The sequence below is a fragment of the Hyphococcus aureus genome (assembly GCF_042643165.1).
In the GTDB taxonomy this organism is placed as follows: domain Bacteria; phylum Pseudomonadota; class Alphaproteobacteria; order Caulobacterales; family Parvularculaceae; genus Hyphococcus; species Hyphococcus aureus.
Genome location: NZ_JBHRSH010000001.1, coordinates 1,868,291 through 1,884,702, shown reverse-complemented (window position 1 = coordinate 1,884,702; position 16,412 = coordinate 1,868,291). Strand labels below are relative to the sequence as shown.

Below are 16,412 nucleotides of genomic sequence, written 5' to 3'. Positions count from 1 at the left end.
CGCTTCCCTGCGAGCAGGGGTGGCTAGGTTGCGTGTGTAAGCGCGTACAAGGGGCGTTCGTTTAATGAGCCGTCGTTCCGGCAAAATGAGGCGCGTACTCAGCCGTATCTTCAAGGAACGGCAGATTTACCATCGTAGCGATGGCGTCGTCCATTTTATCTCCATGTCATCGAAGACGCAGATCGCGCTCGCTGTTATCGTCGGCGGCGCCCTCCTCTGGGTCGCCTATGCTTCGGTCAATGTGGTCTTCAAGGAACAGATCATTGTCGCCAAGGATCGCGACAGCCGGATCATGGAGACAACCTATTCGAAACGACTGCATGACGCTCAGCGCGCTTATGACGATGTCAGCGAGCTGAACCAGATCATCAAGCAGAATTTCGACGAAACGCTTTCCGACATTTCAGCCCGCCACCAGCTCCTGCAGAACATGGTCGAGCGCAAGGCGGCGATCGATGAAGGCCTGAACGCTCTCGCAAACGGTCTTTCCGAGGCTGGCGGTCCCAATGGCCAGCGCCCGACCAATGGCAATCGCGTGATGATTGACGTGGCGCCGGGCGAACCGACCCCGCGCCAGTCGCGTATGTCCGCCGCCCGCAAACTTGGCGCAGCGGAGCCCGATAGTTCCAAAGCGAACGGCACCGCTTCAGAAGCCATCAGGGCGATGAACCATGCTGCGGCCGATCTCCATGCGGAACAGATGATGCTTGTTGCAGCGCTTGAAGAAAAAGCGACTGCGCAACGCGAAAGCCTGACCCTGTTGTTGTCGAGCGTCGGCGTGCCTGCGGAATCCCTCGTCACGCCGGCAAAAATCTCGAACACCATGCTGGCCCAGGGCGGCCCTTTCATCGATATCGCCGCCGGAGGCGAAGCCGCCGCCATATTCTATGAGCACGCCAATCGCGCGGCCGCCGCCGTGGACGATCTCGCGGCGATCTACAAGGCGCTGCAAAATGTGCCCCTTTCATCTCCGCTCGTTGTTGGGCGCCGCTTCACCAGCGGCTTCGGCATCCGCCGCGACCCGATCAACGGCAAATATTCCCGCCATAACGGCATAGATTTTGCTGCGCCATGGGCGTCGCCGGTGACGGCGACAGCCGACGGCGTGATCCATTTCGCGGGCACACGCTCTGGTTTCGGACGCGTAGTTGAAATCAACCACGGCAACGGGTTCATTACCCGCTACGCGCATCTGAATCGGATATCCGTGAAGTCTGGCCAAAAGGTATCTCTTCACGACAAGGTTGGGGAACTGGGGTCTAGCGGCCGTTCAACAGGACCGCACGTTCATTACGAAGTGCTGTACAAGGGCAAGCCGCTCAATCCTCGCCGTTTTATAGAGGCAGGTAGATATGTTTTCGAAAGCTAAACCAGCTAAGCAGCAAGGCGATCTGAAAACCGCGAGCAATGCGCCTCAGGAGGCGCCTGTTCAACATGCAAGCACGCATTCTGCGCCAAGAAAGGGATCAGGCGTTATGAAATCCGCCGGAGTGCCGTCCATCATCTCTTCCGACGTCGTCATGCGCGGCAATGTCAACTCAGCCGGCGAGATCCAGTTTGACGGTTCGCTGGAAGGCGACATCAAAGCGGGCTCGCTGATCATCGGGGAAAAAGCTTCGGTCAAAGGCGAAGTGATCTGCGAGACAGTCACCGTGCGCGGCCGCGTCGAAGGCGGCATTCGCGCAAAGTCAGTCTCCCTCGCCTCCACCGCTCACATCCAGGGCGACATTCTTCACAGTTCGTTGTCTGTTGAAACTGGCGCTCATTTTGAAGGCAATTGCCGTCACTCCGACGATCCTCTGTCGGAAACCTCAGCGAAAGATTTCCGCCGCGCCCGTCCCTCAAGCCCGGCTCCGGCGCCGCGTCCGGTTGCAAACGCCAGCGATGAAGCCGAGACATCGGCTCCGGCGAATGAAACACCATCCTTCCTCAGCGTTGGACGTTCGCCGCTGCGCTAAACGCATTCACTCATACCGATATAAAAAAGGCCGCCTTTTGAGGCGGCCTTTTTACTGGATCATATTTTGCCGGCGCTATCGACCGCGCATGCCGGAAAGCCCGGTGATTGTGGTTAGGAGCGAAAGTCCCGCCGCGAGATAAGCGCCCCATTGAACGCCGCCCAGCCCGGCTTCAGAGCCAATCATCCCCATCATGAAAAGTCCTAAAGCGCCTAGCGACGCCACCCCCGACACAAGCGTCACAGCGCTTGTGATACGTCCAATCACTGGCAACAGGCCAGGTATGCCGAGAATGGCGGCGATGCCGCAAAGAACGGACGCCCAAGTCAGTGCGCTGCCAACGGTCGTGCCGTCATTCATGCGCCCTTCTGTTGCGCATTCCTCCCCCAACGGCAGCCGCATATCCATGACACAATCAACCGCATTGCCGATAAAATAATCACCCGTGACGACTGACATGCTCTCGCCTCGCACAGGATCTGTTGTTTCGACCGCAAACATCGGCCCAAAGAAAATCGCTGCAATAATCGCCAGCGGCAGTAAAATCCGGATCATCTGGAATCCCCTCATCCAAGCCCACAAGGCCGATCTTACCGGCTCCAGCGCGCCAAGCCAAGCGCACAAGGATGAGGTGCAAGGCGCAACTCTTCTGTGCGCGATGATGCTCAAGCTATTTGATGTTGCATTGCGGTCGGGTCAGCAAACCGGCGGTTCAGGCGGCTTTTCTGTTTGAGGCCGCCACACCCATTTCGCGCAGTTTTTTGGCGAAACCGCCAAGCTCCGCGAACGGATTGACCTGGACCGGTTCATCACTACCCGTCCCTTCCGGTTCCGCTGGCGTAAGCCCGCCAGCCACGACCGTTTCACCTGACGGACCAAGCACGATCAGATATTCAAGATCGTCGCAGCGGACAATCGCAAGACGCCGGCGCGCATCGAGCGGCAAGGATTCCGAGATCGCAAGCCTGCGTTTCTTTCCATTGGCGCCGGCAAGATTGGCGAGCCCGGCCTTGCGCGCCAGAAAAGCCGACCCGCCGATCATCCCGATCACGGCGATGAAGCCGAAAACAAGGCGGAGAATTTCAGACGCCGGCATGTTCAATCCCTCGCGGCTTTGCGCAGGATGTTAAAATACCGGCTTCATGATTAATGCGGTGTTAAGACCGCACCGCCGCATAGAAATCATCGAGATCTTTCAGCGAAACAATGTCGCCGCCGACTGTTTCCTTGAACCAGCGAAGATAGGCGGCGCTTGTCCGCAACATCTCATCAACATCCTCGGCATCAGGCGCGTAGACATTGGCGCCAGCGGTTAAGGAAGTTGAATGAAGCGTGAAGGTGAGAACAGGCGTTTTATCCTGAACGAGACGGCGCGTGAGCGCCTGAAGCTCCACCAAACTCGTTCCTTCCGGCGACAGGCGCATCGCGCGTGACATGTCCGGAGATTGTTCTTTCATATAGCCTGGAAAGCCTGGCTCCGCTTTCTCCTGAGACAGGAAACTTCGCGTTCGCGCAATGGCGCGGGCGCCGCAAACCGGCGTCACGTCAATGCGCCAGTCATTCGCAAACGCCGCGAAGGGACAGTTCGACATGGATGAAAAATCCGGGCCGCCGCGATTTGAAAAGTCAAATCCGGCGCTGGGGCTGAAGTCCAGTTTCACCCCTATTTCCGCCAGCAAATCATAGCACGCTTTTGATATCCCATAGCGCCCGGCGCGATGGGCCTGCGCTTTTTCTCCAAAGAGACCTTCGTGAGCTTGCGCAAGGCTCTTTAGTTTTTTCCGCTGCACATCGCGGGGAAGGTTTTTCTGAAAGGAATAGAACTCGCCCCGATAGTCGCCCGGCGGCGTCGCCCATTGATGCAGATGAAGGCCGAATGACGCAAGCTCGCGCGTATGCAATGACTTGAACAGCCCCGCGGTTTTTTTGTCTTCCATCATCGGCAAGGTGAGAAAATAGAGCGGGCTGACGTTTATCTCTTCGCAAAGCGCCTGAAATCGCTCGATGCCGGAAGGATCGCAAACACGCCAAGTGTCATCATCAAAACGCGACCAGTCGAAAGTTTCTTCCGTGTCCACCGTAACGATCAGCCGGGGCCGGTATGGTGCATTACCGATTTCGATCGGCGCCGTTTTCAACGCCTGACCCGCCGCGGCCTTGTCCGTGAGCTCTTTAAAAATCCGATGCATCCCGTCGGCGGTTTCACCCCAGGAGTGACGCTCGGCATAGGCCCGCGTTTTTTTGCGGCCAGGCGGCGAAGCCAGCAGCGCTTTCACTTCAAACGCAATGGCTTCAGGATTTCGCTCAGTGACGAGACGTCCTGCTTCTGGCGCAGCGATCACTTCACGCACCCCGCCGACATCCGTTGCAACGCATGGCGCGCCGCACGCCATCGCTTCGAGCAGCACATTGGGCCAGCCTTCTCGCGAGGAGGCCAGCACCAAAACATCCGCCGCCGAATAAACGCCGCGCAACTCGTGATGACCAACCTCACCCAGAAATCTCACGCGATCCGCAACGCCTGCGGCTGCAGCCTGGTTTTCGAGAGAGGCTCGCATCGGGCCCGACCCGGCGATCAGCAAGGTTGCGCCCGGCAGAAATTTCAGCGCCTCAATAACCAGATCGTGCCCCTTGCGCTCAATCAGATGACCAACGCTTGCGAGCACAAGCCCATCCGCCCCCAGCACCCGCCTTTCCTGTTCGCGGTCTGCAGGGGAGAATGCTTCGAGATCGACGCCATTGCGCAGAACGGTGATCTTTTGCTCAGTCGCGCCGAGCCGGACAAGCTCCTGTTTTAAAGACGCCGCCACGGTAATGATTGCATCAGCGCGTTGCGCTGTATCCTGAATAAGCCGGCGCGGCCGCGTAAAAGACGGCAGCAAGGTGACATCCGTGCCTCGCGCCGTAACGACAAAAGGCTTTCCAAGCTCACGCGCGACCTGAGCCGCCGCCACGGCGTCAGGGTAGAAATAATGGGCGTCGATGAAATCAAAATCCCAGCCATTGTCGATCAGCTCCCGCGCCGCTTTGCGCAGGCATCGCGTTAGAGAAACCGGCGCCACATCCATGGCGACCTTTGGCGGAATAAAATAACGCGGATGAAAGACGTCAAAGCCGTTGCGCGTTTCGCGATGCGGCGCGCGCGCAAAATCTGCATATTCGCCGAACATCGGATGGGTGAACGGAAACCACGGAACCGGGGCGATGACTTTTACGTCCGCATCATACTTTTGACAGTATGCGGTGAGGCGGTTCTCCACGAAAACGCCATGCGCCGGACGGGCGGCGTTTGGATAAAGCGTAGAGAACAAAAGGATGCGCATGAACCTCGCGCCGTTCAGCGCACTGGACTGGGAAGCGAAGGGCCGTTCATCCGCCCAGCGACCCGGGCGGCAATTTCAGAATGAACCCTCATTAACATTTCTTTGTTCTCTATCCGGTTAACCTCACCAGCCCCCTGACCCGGATTGATACAGATGTCTCTCGCAGCACACGCCAATTTGGAACGCCCAGCCTCCGCCTCCCGGGAGCGCCTGCCCGTTCTCGCTTGCATGGCGGTCTGGTTTGCAAGTTCCGGTGGAATTTGGGTCGCCATCTTCGCTTTTCTGAGCCGCTGAGCGCCATAAAAGGCGCAATCTCTGAACGAAAATGCGCTCATTCCCCGCTTTGTCACAATAAATTTCTTAACTTTTCGTTAGGCATGCATTATGCGGAAACTGTGTCGACTGTCGAATTTCGGGACATCGGGACTGTCGGAGGCGCGCCTCCGCAAAATGGGGCCGGGGGATGTACGTTCATTACGCATTTGCGTTGGCCGCCGCCGTGGCCAGCGTCGCAGCGACAAATTATGCGCTCGGTCCGGCGTCTCGCCGAGAACGTAATCGAACGTCATCATATCGCGAGGCTTCACCGGAAGAGCATGATGGACAATCCGGAAATCTCACACCGTCTGGCGACGGGCTAAATCTCGAGACCACACAATTGGGAGAGATCGCTGACGCCGCCGAGCGCGGCCGCAGACCTTCTTCAGCCGCCATCAAGCGCGGACTGGACATCGTTTTGAGCCTTTGTTTGCTGGGGTTTTTGTCACCGCTGCTGGTTTTGACCGCCGTCGCGATCAAGCTCGACAGCCGTGGTCCTGTTCTTTACCGGCAGCGCCGGGTCGGCTTTGGCGGCAAGGAATTTGAGGTGTTCAAATTCCGCTCCATGATCGCAAACGCCGAAGCGAACGGCCCGCAATACGCCGCCGTGAAAGACAAACGCGTCACCCCTGTGGGATCTGTCATCCGGAAATTCCGCATTGACGAGATCCCGCAAGCGATCAACGTTCTGCGCGGTGAAATGAGCTTTGTGGGTCCACGGCCGGAGCGGCCCGAATTCGTCCGCGAGCTGGAACAGGAAATCCCGCTCTATCATTGCCGCCATCTGGTCAAACCGGGAATCACCGGCTGGGCCCAGGTCAAATATGAATACGCCGCCTCAGTCGAAGGCGCACGGACCAAGCTGCGCTACGACCTTTATTATATCCGGCATTCTTCCCCGCTTTTGGACCTCCTGATTGTCCTGATGACGGTCCGGGTCGCCCTATTTGGGCTCGGCAGCCGATAAGACCCTTTAAGGTTACTGATTCCAACGGAATCAGGGAATGAGAGGCGGGCTGCGAAACCGCCAGGATCCAAGGATTCCATGGTTTTGCATGACGCAGCGGAAGGGGGAGGCATGGCAAAGATTTTGCGTTGCCTTTAAACTGACGTGCGATTTTTGAGGCTTTCGCGCCGGCGTGATGCGCATTGGCGCCTTTGAGGTGATGAACATGATGAAAATTCTCGACAATTTCCGCATCCTGGCCGCGATCGGCGCAGCCTTGATCCTTTCCGCCTGTAGCGCCGTCGGCCTTGGCGGGGAAAAACTCGCAGCCGCTCCAGCGAATGCGTCGGACGCCGCAGCCGCCGCGCCTGACTATCTGATCGGCCCGCTCGACCAGCTCGAGATTTTCGTCTGGCGCGCGCCAGAGCTGTCGACCAAAGTCACCGTTCGCCCGGATGGCCGGATTTCGACGCCGCTGGTTGAAGACATGGTCGCCGCCGGCAAGACGCCGTCGAAACTCGCCAACGATCTTGAAGGCGTCCTGCGCGAATATGTGCGCACGCCGGAAGTGACCGTGATCGTCAGCGATTTCTCATCGACTTATGACCAGCAGGTCCGCGTCCTCGGGGAAGCGCAACAGCCAGTCGCCCTCGCCTATCAGGCCGGCATGACCGTGCTCGACGTCATGGTCGCGGTGGGCGGTCTCACTGAATTCGCCGCCGGCAACCGGGCTGTGCTCATTCGCGGACAAGGCGAAGATCGTCAGTCCTATCGCCTGCGCCTCGATGATCTCCTGCGCAAAGGCAATATTTCTGCGAACGTTCCGGTCCTTCCGGGCGACGTCATTTTGATCCCGGAAAGCGTGCTTTAAGCGGCGCGCTCGAGGGGTTTGGGGAAATAGAGTAGTGTTTAAGTTCTCCGATTTGCCGCAACCGGTCCTGCGCAGCCTTAACGGGCTCTGGCGCAGGCGCTGGCTTGTGCTTGCCGTGGCCTGGGCTGCAGCGCTCGCAGGCTGGTTCGCCGTGTGGCTCATACCGGACAAGTATGAGTCCCGCGCGCAGGTCTTTGTGCAAACGGAAACGATCCTCGAACCCGTGCTGAACGGCTTTACGGCGCGCCCGGATTATTCCCGGCGCGTCGAAGTCATGCGCCTTCAGCTTTTGACGCGGCCGAATGTGGAGGAAATCATTCTGCGCTCCGGCCTCGACAAAACGATTGAAGCCCGCACCCCTCTTGAACGCCGCGCAAAAATGCAAGGCATGGTCGATTGGGTGGCCGGCGAGATCAATATCGAAAGCCCGCGGGAGATGTATTTCATCATCTCTTACAAAAACAGCGACCCGAAAATCGCCCGCGCCGTTGTCGACGCCGTCCTCAATATGCTGATCGAACAGGATCTCGGCGCCAGCCTCACGGAGAGCGAAGCGGCGCGCCGCCGCCTCGATTTGCAGGTCGAAGAGTATGAGGAAAAACTGGTCGCCAATGAGCGCGCCGTCGCCGCCTTCCGCGCCGAGCACGCCGCCGAACTGACCTCCCTTCAGGGGGAAACGCGCCAACGCGAGCTTAAGGAAAACGAGCTTGTCCGGGTTGGCGACGAGATTGAGCGCACCAAAGGCCGCGTCCTGACATTGCAAAATCTCATTTCGGCGACGCCGCGGCGCGCGTCCGGCGGGGAGCTTGACCGACTCAAAGTCGAACTTTCAGCGCTGCGCAGCCAGTATGAAGAAAACCATCCCGACATTCGCGGCGTTGTCGCCCGCATCGAGGAGCTCGAAAAGGAAAACGCAACGCTCTCGGCGAATCCCGAATTCATCCGGCTGCAATCGGAGCTTCGCGTTGCGCAGGATTCTGTCACAGCCCTCGAAGCCCGCGAGATCAAACTCAAGGATGAACTCGGCTCCCTCGACTTTGCAGCGGGACAAGCCCCCGCCGTCGAAGCGGAGCTGCGCCAGATCGTACGGGAATACGAACAGACGCAAAAAACCTATGATGAATTGCTGTCGCGGCGCGACCGCCTGGCGCTGACGCGCAGCCTCGGCGCAGCCGGCCGCGGCGTCGAATATCAGGTGTTCGAATGGCCTGCCGAAGCGCTGGCGCCGAACGACCCGCCGCGGCTGCTTCTCATTTTCGGCGTGTGCGTCGCTGCTGTGGGCGCTGGCGCCGCGGCGGCGCTCGGCCTCGCCCTGCTCGATAAAAGCTATACGCAGGCGAGCGAGCTGCAAACCGCGTTCGGCCTGCCAGTGCTCGGCGCCATCAGTGAGACCCCGTCGGACGACATTTTCGAAGCGCGCAAACGCGACCTCATGCGTCTCGCCATGGCGAGCGTCAGCTTTGTCGCTGTCGCGGGGATTTATGCCTATCTGACGGTCTTCCGCCTGCCCTCAACAGGCCCGGCGCTTGAAAAAACAGCGTCCGCCTTCTCTCAAACGGCGGAGGCGTCATCATGAGCGTAGTTGAAAAAGCCGGCGCCAATGTCCTGAAGGCCGCCTTCGCCAAGAAGGACAAAAAGAACAAGAAAGACAAGAAAAAGCGCGACGCCGTCGACATGACGGCAACGCGCCAGATGGGAGAGCCTGAGAAAATCGATCTCGATTTTGAGGCGATGTCCCATCACGGGTTTTACAATCCGCAAGAGCGCTCAAACCAGCTTGCGCTGGAAATGCGCGCGGTAAAGCGCCGCCTGTTGCGCCGCATCGGCTATCTGCGTTCAAGCGGCGAGCGTCAGGCGTTTCGCACGCCCGGCAAACAACGCAACATGATCCTCGTGACCTCGACCCGGGCCGGCGAAGGCAAAACCTTCACGGCGATCAACCTCGCCCTCAGCCTTGCGCTCGAAGATCAGATTGAAACGTTGCTGATCGATGCAGATCTGTCGCGCCCTAAAATCCGTGAGCGTCTCGGCCTGCCTGAAGCGGCAGGCCTTCATGACCGCATTCTTGATCCGAAAATTGATGTGGAAAGCCTTGGCTGGCGCCTTATCGACGCGCCGCTCACCATCCTGCCCGAAGGCGCGCGGGCGGAACGGCCGACCGACCTTTTCGCAACAGCCAGCGCGCAGGACATGTGGACCGAACTTTCTACGGCTAATCCGCAGCGTCTTGTAATTATCGATGCGCCGCCGGTGCTCGCCGCCACGGACGCGGTGATGCTCGCCAAATACGCCGATGAGATCGTCTTCGTGGTGGAAGCCAATTCGACTCCGGAAGCCGCCGTCGCCGCCGCTGTTGACGAACTGATCGACATTAATCCGAATGTGAGCCTGATGCTCAACCGCTGCCAGATCGGCGCAGGCGGCGCCCATTACGGCTCCTACGAATATTACGACCGCAGCGAGGCCGCGAGCGCGCCCGCCGGCAAACCCTCCAGTGAAGGATAATCTCATGGGGAAGCACATCAAAAAACCAGTCGCCGCTCCACGCACGAAAGCGGCGCTCCTTGCGAGCGCCGGCATCGGTGTCTTTGCGACGGCCTCCTTCGCACAGGTCGCCGCGCCCAATGCTCCACTGAAAATGCAGACGGATTATTTCGGCTACGCTGCAAGCGCATCATTGCGGGGCGGCTATTCCGACAATATCAACCTCTCGCGGTCGGGATTGAAGGAAGATGAATTTTCTATTTCAACCATGTTTTCCGGCGGCGCGATTGTTTCAACGCACCGCGTCACAGCGATCGCGCTCGGCGATCTCGATTTTTCCTATCTGATCAACCAGGGCGATTTCGTGGTGAACCAGAATATTGGCGCCACCAGCACCTTCACGGGCGTCGACAACTGGCTCTATTTCGACCTGTCCGGCGCGACATCGCGACAATTGCTCGGCGATCAGGCGCGCTTTTCGGGCAATATCAACGCCGGGCGCAACCAGCGTGCAAATGTCCATAATTATTCGGCAAGCCCCTATGTCTTTCATGAGTTTTCTGACTCATCGACCACAGAGTTGCGTTACCGCTTCTCGCAGGTTTTCGTTGACGAAAGCGGATCGCTCTCTTCGTTTCTGACCGGCAACTCTGTCAGCGACTCGATTACACATGAAGTGCTCGCGCAATATGACAGCGGCCGCAAGCTCGACCGGATGCGTTTCCGCCTGACGGCTTATGGCAGCGACACGACAGAGGATGGCGTCAGCATTTTCCCTGACTTCGGATACAAGCAAGGCGCGCTTTCGGCCGATCTGCAATTCTCGCTGACCGACCGTTTCGCCCTTTCCGGGGCTGTCGGTTATGACGAAATGGAAACCCAAGGCGCGGCGGCCGTATTCTTTAATGACGCAGACCTCTCCGGTTTCTTCTGGCGCGCGGGCTTTACAGCGCAACCAGGCCCACGCTCTTCCATCAGGATCGAATATGGCGAGCGTTATGGCGATGACTTCATCGACGCCAGCGCGCGATACCAGATTTCCCAGCGATTTGCGTTTACCGCCGGCGCCAGCCGGTCGTTCCGCACCCGCGCGCAATCGGTCACGTCGCAATTCAGCACGACGCAGCGTGAAACGCTCGAATTCGCCGATCGGCTCCGCGAGGGGCAAGAGCTGCCAGCACGCGATATTATCGAGGCTGCAACTTTCTATTCCTCTGGCCGTAATTTCGGCAGCGCCCAAACAAGCGGCGTTTCCGTTACAGATAGCGCTTTTGCAACATTGACGGGCGATTTCGACATGACCGAAATCTCACTCAATGGCTTTTACTCGGACGACAATTTTGGCTATCGCCAGATTGAAACCTATGGCGCGGGCCTGAATCTGAACCGCCGCCTGGCGCGCCGCGTCACCGGTTATGGTTCGGTCTCCTACCGCCGAACAGACACCGCGTTCGATCCGGCGACCTGCGAAGCCAATCCGCTGATTTTCGGCCTCGACACCATGGACCCGCTGTTTAACGCCGTCACCGATTGCGCATCGCTCGCTGCGCAAAATGGCGTCACCAACACGGTCATCGGCCAGATTGGAGCGTCTTACCGCATCTACGAAAATGCTTCTATTTTTGTCGAGGCGACGCATACGGAGCGTTTTTCGCCGAACGCCCTTCTCGAATATAACGAGAACAACTTGCTGGCGGGAATCACTGTGGACTTCTAAAAATGTATGAAGAGTATTTCCACCTATCCGACGCCCCGTTCCGGCTTAACCCGGACCCGCGTTTCTTTTATGGCAGCCGCAGCCATAACAAGGCGATGGCGTATCTTCATTACGGCTTGAAGCAAGCGGAAGGATTTATTGTGATCACCGGCCCCGTCGGCGCGGGCAAGTCCATGGTGATCAGCCATCTTCTCGACCAGCTCAACTCGTCCAATATTGTCGCCGCAAACCTCCTCACCTCAAACATCGAGCCTGAGGATCTGTTGAGCCAGATTCTTTCCGCCTTTCGGATCGAGCCAGAAGGCGAAGGCCGCACAGGCGAGATCGAGGCCTTCGAGGATTATCTTTTCGACCAGCTCAATCGTGGTCGGCGCGTCCTCCTGATCATCGATGAAGCGCAGAACCTTCCCTTCAAAACACTCGAAGAGCTGCGGATGCTCTCCAATATCGATTATGAAGGCACGCCCCTGTTTCAGGTCTTTCTGGTGGGTCAACCTGAATTCCGTACGATTATGGAGCAACCCAATATGGAGCAATTGCGCCAGCGCGTGATTGCCTCCTACCATTTGGAGAATCTTTCCGAGGAAGAAACCCGCGATTACATCATGCACCGCCTGTCCGTTGCAGGCTGGCGCGAAGACCCGGCCTTCGCGGATGATGCGTTCAGCGCCATCCATGAAGCCACAACCGGCCTTCCCCGGCGCGTCAACACCCTGTGTAACCGGCTCATGCTTTATTGCTCGCTGGAAGAGAAGCATGAAGTGACGGTGGAGGTTGTCGAAACAGTTTGCGCTGAGTTGAAAGAAGAAAAACTCGACGCGCGCAAACCCGCGGACGCCATGCCGCCAGTCGCGAAAGTCGAAGGTGAGCCGGCCCGGGAAGAGCCGCAGCAAGAAGAGCCCGTTATAGAGGCGACCGCTGAACCGGCAGAAACGCCGACGGATATCTCCGAGGCTGATGACGCCGCCGCAGAAGAGACCGACACCAACATAGTCTCGCTGGAGACTGAGCGAGCGCGCAAAACCGCCGCTGTCGAACCCGACATGGAGCCTCCCGTGGAACAAGAACCAACCGCCACGCCCTCTTCCATGAGCGTGCTAGACCGCTTGCGCGCCAAAAAGGGGGACGACGCCCGCCAGGAAGCGACGCTGACCGATGTGGCGAGCGCCATCAAAGCAGCGAGCGAAGGCGCGGCCTCCGAATTTGAAGAAGAGACAGCGCCAGACTCCGGCGACACAATGTTGCCCACGGGAAATGCAGGCGAACCGCAATGGAGAATCGCCCTGACCCGCTCCATCGACGAAACCCGTGACGAGTTAAAGCGCGCCCATTCCAATGTGGTGGAGCTGACACGCTCTGTCGGTGCGGGCGAAAAGGATCGAAAGGCGCGCCGCGAGAAAATTGCAGCCAGCCTTGGCCGGGCCGAAGCGCTTCTCGATGCAATGCGTTCCGCTGAAGGCTGACCGGCCGCCGGAGAGGGAAAAATGAACGCCGCCGACATCATATCTCGGCCCCGCTTCGCTCTTTCCGTCGATGTGGAAGACTATTTTCAGGTTTGGGCGTTTTCCGGCGTCGTCTCTCGCGCCTCGTGGGACGGCTTTTCATCCCGGGTTGGCGACAACACCCGCCGCTGTCTTGATCTCTTTGACAAACACAACGCCAAGGCGACTTTTTTCACGCTTGGCTGGGTGGCGGAGCGCGACCCGGAGCTGATCAGGGATATTGTCGCCCGCGGTCATGAACTGGCCAGCCACGGCTATGACCACACCAAGGTTACAGAACAGACTCGCGATCAATTCTTCGCTGACGTCACAAAAACAAAAACGCTTCTGGAAGATCTTTCCGGCGTTGAAGTCAAAGGCTATCGCGCCGCAGGGTTTTCCATCGGCAAGGCGACGCCTTGGGCCCATGAGACGCTTGCGCAAGCCGGTCATCGTTATTCGTCCAGCAGCCATCCCATTGCGCATGACCATTACGGCGATGCGGCGGCGGCGCAATCGCCCCATGAAATCGCCGGCATGATTGAAGCCCCGGTGGCGACAGTGAATTTTCTGGGAAAGCGCTTCAGCGCCGCTGGCGGCGGCTGGTTTCGCGCGGCGCCTCTCGCCCTGTCAAAAGCATTGCTGTCAAAAGCCTCGAAAACCCTCAACGGGCCTGTGATCTTTTATTTTCATCCCTGGGAAATCGACCCAGGGCAACCGCGCCTTACACGGGCGCCGTTAAAATCGCGATTGCGCCATTATCTCAATCTCAACCGCATGGAAGGCAAGCTTTCGAAAACGCTCAGCGCTTATTCCTGGGGCAGAATTGACGAGGCCCTCGGACTGTCATGAATGCGCCCCTATCCATCACGCCGGGCTCGCCTTTATCGGTTACAGTCGAAACACAATGCGATGCAGCGGAATGGGACGAGTTTGTCAGCGCGCAACCCCATGGGACATTCTTTCACCTCTCGGGGTGGGGCAGAGCCGTCAAAGCCGCGTATGGCTATGAGACGTTCTACATCACCGCGCGCCGGGAAGGCAGACTCGCCGGCGTCCTCCCCCTGACTATGGCCAGAACGCCGCTGCTCGGCGCTTCTTTGATTTCGACAGCTTTTTCAGTGGGCGGCGGTCCGCTCGCCAGAGACGGCGACGCGCTGCAGGCGCTGCTCCACGCGGCCAATAAGCTCGGCGAAGAAACCGCGGTTCGCTATATCGAGTGCCGGTCTGATTTTGAGGCGAAAGGCTGGTTGGCGCAAAGCGGGCGGCACGCTGGTTTTGTAACGCCTCTGTTGAAAGATGATAAGGAAGCGCTGGCGGCGATCCCACGCAAACGACGCGCCGAAATCCGCAAGGCGATCGACGCTGTCAACAAAGGCGATTTGACGGTGCGCCATGAGGGTTCGCCCGATCTCTTTTATCGGCTCTATGCGCAATCGCTTCACCGCCTCGGCACACCTGTTTTTCCGCGCCGTTTTCTGAGCGCCTTGATGGACGCCTTTTCAACAGAGACGGAGATTTCCGTTATTGAACATCATGGCGAGCCCGTCGCCGCGCTGTTGAGTTTTTATTTCAAAGACAAAGTGCTGCCTTATTATGTCGGCGCCACTGAAAAAGCCCGGCCGACACGCGCTTTTGATTTTATCTACTGGTCGGCGATGCGCCGCGCTGCGGAAAAAGGGTATGAATATTTCGATTTCGGGCGCAGCAAGATCGACACCGGCGCCTATGCCTATAAAAAACTCTGGGGCATTGACCCACACCCCTTCACCTATCGCATCAACCTTATCAGCGATGATGCGCCGCCCGACATCAATGTGAATAATCCGAAATTCGCAGTCTTCTCGAAACTCTGGCCGCGCCTTCCCGGTTTCGCTGCGAACCGTCTCGGCCCTCTGCTGGCGCCGAATTTCCCATGAAATCGGAAGTCTTATTCCTTGCTCATCGCATTCCCTATCCGCCGGACAAAGGCGACAAGATCCGGTCATGGCGCATCCTGAAATTTCTGACGGACAATTATCGCGTTCATCTCACTTGCTTCGCCGACGATCCGCGCGACCTCGTGCATCGCGATTTTCTGGAAACGCTTTGTGAGAGCGCAACAATTATTCCACTAGACCCGCGCGCGGCGCGCATTAAAAGCGTCGCGGCATTGGCGGCCGGACAGCCACTAAGCTTTCAGTATTTTCGTGACGCCCGCATGGTTGCTGCTGTCCGCAAGCTTCGGAAAAAGCCGCTCAGCGCCGAGATCGTCTTTTCTTCTTCCATGGCGCCTTATATCAAAAAGCCAATTGACGACCGCATACGGCTCGTCGATTTCTGCGACACGGACGCGGAGAAATGGCGCGACTACGCCCGCGACGCCAAAGGCCCAATGAAAATTATCTATCAGCGCGAGGCGAAACTGCTTGAGCGTGAAGAAACGGACATCACCAGCTGGGCCGATGCGTGCTTTGCGGTCAGTGCAGAGGAAGCCGCCATTTTCAATTCGCGCGCAGACGTGACAAACACTGTCGCATCCTTCTCAAACGGCGTCGACGCGGCCTATTTCGATCCGATTGGAAATGTTGCTTCGGACACGCCTGAATATGACTGCGTCTTTATCGGCGCCATGGATTACCGCGCCAATATCGACGGCGTGTTGCATTTCGTAAAACATGTCTGGCCGCTGGTGCGCCAGTCGCAGCCTGAGGCGACATTCGCCATTGTCGGCGCAAACCCGGCGCCCGCCGTCGCCGCTCTCAATGGAGAGAACGGGATTACAGTCACCGGCCGCGTCGAGGATATTCGCCCATGGCTCGGCGCGGCGAAGATCTCCGTTGCGCCTCTGTGCGTAGGACGCGGCATCCAGAATAAAGTGCTGGAAGCGATGGCGATGGCCAAGCCTGTTGTCGCAAGCCCGGCTGCCATGACCGGTATCGCCGCGCCGCGTGACGCCGCGCTCACCGCCGCAACGAATGAAGCGATGGCGGCATCAATTCTCACACTTCTGGACGATGCGACCCAATGCGAGCGCATTGGACGGGCTGCAAGGCATTTCGTGCTGACCCATCATCAATGGGATCAGGCGCTGAAGCCGCTTGAGGACAAACTCACTGCACTGGGACTGTGAGCTTACCTTTTGCCTTCTTCAGCCAGCACTTTCTTCACATAGGCGTCGATATCGACATCGCCCGACACACGCCCTTTGACCTGTTCGCGGACTTTTGACGGAAGCTGCGCGGGATCAATGGCTCCCGCGCTTTTGATGGTCGCGCGAATGAGCTCTTTCAAACTCTCTTCGTCATCGGGCTTCCATTTTTTATCCGTCATGT

At 58.2% G+C, this 16,412-nt stretch carries 15 protein-coding genes; 11 read left to right on the top strand and 4 right to left on the bottom strand.

Going from position 1 to position 16,412, the window contains the following annotated elements; all coding sequences use genetic code 11:
* Positions 1-64: 64 nt before the first annotated feature.
* Both ACFOOP_RS09240 and ACFOOP_RS09235 read left to right on the top strand, forming a co-directional pair.
* Positions 65-1,369 carry a peptidoglycan DD-metalloendopeptidase family protein gene (locus ACFOOP_RS09240; RefSeq protein ID WP_379880633.1) on the top strand — a complete coding sequence of 435 codons (1,305 nt, stop codon included), beginning with the start codon at positions 65-67 and terminating at the stop codon, positions 1,367-1,369.
* 106 nt (positions 1,370-1,475) lie between these two features.
* Positions 1,476-1,958, top strand: a complete 483-nt coding sequence (locus ACFOOP_RS09235) for a bactofilin family protein (protein WP_379880631.1) — start codon at positions 1,476-1,478, stop codon at positions 1,956-1,958.
* 75 nt (positions 1,959-2,033) lie between these two features.
* On the opposite strand, the gene ACFOOP_RS09230 is transcribed toward ACFOOP_RS09235, so the two are convergent.
* The 3 genes from ACFOOP_RS09230 to ACFOOP_RS09220 form a co-directional block, all read right to left on the bottom strand.
* The gene (locus ACFOOP_RS09230) at positions 2,034-2,513 is read right to left on the bottom strand and encodes a hypothetical protein (RefSeq protein WP_379880629.1); all 480 of its coding nucleotides are present in this window, start codon (positions 2,511-2,513) and stop codon (positions 2,034-2,036) included.
* Between the two features lie 157 nt (positions 2,514-2,670).
* Positions 2,671-3,054, bottom strand: a complete 384-nt coding sequence (locus tag ACFOOP_RS09225) for a FliO/MopB family protein (RefSeq protein ID WP_379880628.1) — start codon at positions 3,052-3,054, stop codon at positions 2,671-2,673.
* Positions 3,055-3,115: 61 nt separating this feature from the next.
* Entirely contained in the window at positions 3,116-5,281 is a 2,166-nt protein-coding gene (locus ACFOOP_RS09220) for a glycosyltransferase (RefSeq protein WP_379880627.1), read from the bottom strand.
* A gap of 463 nt (positions 5,282-5,744) precedes the next feature.
* Here ACFOOP_RS09220 and ACFOOP_RS09215 point away from each other — a divergent pair, with 463 nt between their 5' ends.
* The 9 genes from ACFOOP_RS09215 (at position 5,745) to ACFOOP_RS09175 (ending at position 16,210) form a co-directional block, all read left to right on the top strand.
* Positions 5,745-6,566 (top strand): exopolysaccharide biosynthesis polyprenyl glycosylphosphotransferase, encoded by an 822-nt coding sequence (locus ACFOOP_RS09215; RefSeq protein WP_379880625.1) that lies wholly within the window; start codon positions 5,745-5,747, stop codon positions 6,564-6,566.
* A gap of 205 nt (positions 6,567-6,771) precedes the next feature.
* Positions 6,772-7,416: an XrtA/PEP-CTERM system exopolysaccharide export protein gene (locus ACFOOP_RS09210; RefSeq protein WP_379880624.1), complete on the top strand. Its 645-nt coding sequence runs from the start codon at positions 6,772-6,774 to the stop codon at positions 7,414-7,416.
* A gap of 34 nt (positions 7,417-7,450) precedes the next feature.
* The gene (locus tag ACFOOP_RS09205) at positions 7,451-8,992 is read left to right on the top strand and encodes an XrtA system polysaccharide chain length determinant (RefSeq protein WP_379880623.1); all 1,542 of its coding nucleotides are present in this window, start codon (positions 7,451-7,453) and stop codon (positions 8,990-8,992) included.
* Entirely contained in the window at positions 8,989-9,921 is a 933-nt protein-coding gene (locus tag ACFOOP_RS09200) for a nucleotide-binding protein (protein WP_379880622.1), read from the top strand. Before ACFOOP_RS09205 ends, ACFOOP_RS09200 begins: the two co-directional genes overlap by 4 nt.
* 4 nt (positions 9,922-9,925) lie before the next feature.
* Positions 9,926-11,617 (top strand): porin family protein, encoded by a 1,692-nt coding sequence (locus ACFOOP_RS09195; protein ID WP_379880621.1) that lies wholly within the window; start codon positions 9,926-9,928, stop codon positions 11,615-11,617.
* Between the two features lie 2 nt (positions 11,618-11,619).
* Positions 11,620-13,080 (top strand): XrtA/PEP-CTERM system-associated ATPase, encoded by a 1,461-nt coding sequence (locus ACFOOP_RS09190; protein ID WP_379880620.1) that lies wholly within the window; start codon positions 11,620-11,622, stop codon positions 13,078-13,080.
* Positions 13,081-13,101: 21 nt separating this feature from the next.
* Positions 13,102-13,950, top strand: a complete 849-nt coding sequence (locus ACFOOP_RS09185; RefSeq protein ID WP_379880619.1) for an XrtA system polysaccharide deacetylase — start codon at positions 13,102-13,104, stop codon at positions 13,948-13,950.
* Positions 13,947-15,017 (top strand): FemAB family XrtA/PEP-CTERM system-associated protein, encoded by a 1,071-nt coding sequence (locus tag ACFOOP_RS09180; RefSeq protein ID WP_379880618.1) that lies wholly within the window; start codon positions 13,947-13,949, stop codon positions 15,015-15,017. Before ACFOOP_RS09185 ends, ACFOOP_RS09180 begins: the two co-directional genes overlap by 4 nt.
* Positions 15,014-16,210, top strand: a complete 1,197-nt coding sequence (locus ACFOOP_RS09175; RefSeq protein WP_379880617.1) for a TIGR03087 family PEP-CTERM/XrtA system glycosyltransferase — start codon at positions 15,014-15,016, stop codon at positions 16,208-16,210. The genes ACFOOP_RS09180 and ACFOOP_RS09175 overlap by 4 nt, the downstream gene beginning before the upstream one ends.
* A 2-nt stretch (positions 16,211-16,212) precedes the next feature.
* Here the strand turns inward: ACFOOP_RS09175 and ACFOOP_RS09170 are convergent, their stop codons facing one another.
* Positions 16,213-16,410 (bottom strand): hypothetical protein, encoded by a 198-nt coding sequence (locus ACFOOP_RS09170; RefSeq protein ID WP_379880616.1) that lies wholly within the window; start codon positions 16,408-16,410, stop codon positions 16,213-16,215.
* Positions 16,411-16,412: the final 2 nt, after the last annotated feature.

Excerpts from the sequence above, each read along its gene's own strand:
- ACFOOP_RS09200 (WP_379880622.1), top strand. The coding sequence starts at position 8,989 with ATGAGCGTAGTTGAAAAAGCCGGCGCCAATGTCCTGAAGGCCGCCTTC.
- ACFOOP_RS09185 (WP_379880619.1), top strand. The coding sequence starts at position 13,102 with ATGAACGCCGCCGACATCATATCTCGGCCCCGCTTCGCTCTTTCCGTC.
- ACFOOP_RS09220 (WP_379880627.1), bottom strand. The coding sequence starts at position 5,281 with ATGCGCATCCTTTTGTTCTCTACGCTTTATCCAAACGCCGCCCGTCCG.
- ACFOOP_RS09225 (WP_379880628.1), bottom strand. The coding sequence starts at position 3,054 with ATGCCGGCGTCTGAAATTCTCCGCCTTGTTTTCGGCTTCATCGCCGTG.
- ACFOOP_RS09195 (WP_379880621.1), top strand. The coding sequence starts at position 9,926 with ATGGGGAAGCACATCAAAAAACCAGTCGCCGCTCCACGCACGAAAGCG.
- ACFOOP_RS09240 (WP_379880633.1), top strand. The coding sequence starts at position 65 with ATGAGCCGTCGTTCCGGCAAAATGAGGCGCGTACTCAGCCGTATCTTC.
- ACFOOP_RS09190 (WP_379880620.1), top strand. The coding sequence starts at position 11,620 with ATGTATGAAGAGTATTTCCACCTATCCGACGCCCCGTTCCGGCTTAAC.
- ACFOOP_RS09170 (WP_379880616.1), bottom strand. The coding sequence starts at position 16,410 with ATGACGGATAAAAAATGGAAGCCCGATGACGAAGAGAGTTTGAAAGAG.
- ACFOOP_RS09175 (WP_379880617.1), top strand. The coding sequence starts at position 15,014 with ATGAAATCGGAAGTCTTATTCCTTGCTCATCGCATTCCCTATCCGCCG.
- ACFOOP_RS09180 (WP_379880618.1), top strand. The coding sequence starts at position 13,947 with ATGAATGCGCCCCTATCCATCACGCCGGGCTCGCCTTTATCGGTTACA.
- ACFOOP_RS09230 (WP_379880629.1), bottom strand. The coding sequence starts at position 2,513 with ATGATCCGGATTTTACTGCCGCTGGCGATTATTGCAGCGATTTTCTTT.
- ACFOOP_RS09215 (WP_379880625.1), top strand. The coding sequence starts at position 5,745 with ATGTACGTTCATTACGCATTTGCGTTGGCCGCCGCCGTGGCCAGCGTC.
- ACFOOP_RS09210 (WP_379880624.1), top strand. The coding sequence starts at position 6,772 with ATGATGAAAATTCTCGACAATTTCCGCATCCTGGCCGCGATCGGCGCA.
- ACFOOP_RS09235 (WP_379880631.1), top strand. The coding sequence starts at position 1,476 with ATGAAATCCGCCGGAGTGCCGTCCATCATCTCTTCCGACGTCGTCATG.